This is a genomic window from Nakamurella sp. UYEF19 (assembly GCF_040546275.1).
Classification (GTDB): domain Bacteria; phylum Actinomycetota; class Actinomycetes; order Mycobacteriales; family Nakamurellaceae; genus Nakamurella.
Genome location: NZ_JBEPNO010000068.1, coordinates 1 through 1,432 on the forward strand (window position 1 = coordinate 1; position 1,432 = coordinate 1,432).

The 1,432-nt window shown below is 64.9% G+C and carries 1 protein-coding gene; it reads left to right on the forward strand.

Going from position 1 to position 1,432, the window contains the following annotated elements:
• Window positions 1-112 precede the first annotated feature (112 nt).
• Entirely contained in the window at window positions 113-1,399 is a 1,287-nt protein-coding gene (locus ABIB25_RS29135) for an IS256 family transposase (RefSeq protein WP_354532008.1), read from the forward strand.
• Window positions 1,400-1,432: the final 33 nt, after the last annotated feature.

Genomic DNA, 1,432 nt, shown 5'->3' on the forward strand with positions numbered 1-1,432 from the left:
GAGCAATAATTGAAACCTGTGGACGAGCGTGGAGGACGTACCTCCCCGGTGGTCCTGACATTTCGACAAACAAGACCCGCGCTGGCAGGCGCTGGTTGGGAAGGCACGTCCGATGTTGAAGGTAGTCGGTCCCGAGCACCCAGAAAAGGTGCACCAGTCGGCCGCGGCTGGGTCGTTGTTGGACGAGTTGATCCGTGACGGCGCCCGGCAGATGTTGGCGGCGGCGTTGCAGGCGGAAGTCGCCGCGTACATCGACCAGTTCGCCGATGTGGTCGATCAGGAGGGGCACCGGTTGGTGGTCCGCAACGGCTCACATCAGGAACGTGACATCGCGACCGGTGCGGGCGCGGTGACGGTGGCCGCGCCGCGGGTCAACGACAAGCGGGTCGATCCGGAAACCGGTGAGCGGCAACGGTTCTCCTCGCAGATCCTGCCGGCGTGGTCGCGTAAGTCGCCGAAGGTCGCCGAGGTGTTGCCGTTGCTGTATCTGCACGGGCTGTCCTCGTTGGACTTCGCGCCGGCGTTGGAGCAGTTCCTGGGCTCCGGTCAGGGTCTGTCCGCGCCGACGGTGACCCGGCTGACCACGCAGTGGCAGGACGAGGCGAAAGCGTTTGCGGCTCGTGACTTGTCGCAGGTGGACTTCGTGTATCTGTGGGTCGACGGCATCCACCTCAAGGTCCGGTTGGAGCAGGAGAAACTGTGCCTGTTGGTGATGATCGGGGTGCGCGCCGACGGCAAGAAGGAACTGGTCGCGTTGACCGACGGCTACCGGGAGTCCACCGAGAGCTGGGCGGGTCTGCTCCGGGACGCGAAACGCCGTGGGATGCGGGCACCGGTGCTGGCGATGGGTGATGGCGCGTTGGGGTTCTGGGCCGCGTTGCGGGATGTGTTCCCGCAGGCTCGGGAGCAGCGGTGCTGGTTCCACAAGTCGGCAAATGTGCTTGCCGCGCTGCCGAAGTCGGCTCACCCCGGGGCGATCACGGCGATGCAGCAGATCTACAACGCCGAGAACGGGGACCTGGCCCGGGTGGCGGCGAAGGCGTTCGCCATCGACTACGGCACCAAGTTCCCCAAGGCCGTCGCCAAGATCATCGACGAGCTGGATGTCCTACTCGAGTTCTACAACTACCCGGCCGAACACTGGGTGCACCTGCGCACCACCAACCCGATCGAGTCGACCTTCGCCACCGTCCGGCACCGCACCAAGGTCACCAAGGGACCCGGCTCCCGCAAGGCCGGCCTGGCCATGGCGTTCAAACTCATCGAAGCGGCCGAGTTGCGGTGGCGGGCGGTCAACGCACCCCAGCTGGTCGCCTTGGTCCGCGCCGGCGCGACGTTCCACCACGGCAAACTCGTCGAACGATCAGATCGCGACACCGATGTTCAGGAGGTCGCCTAAATGATCTTGATCCACAGGTATTGACAATATCTC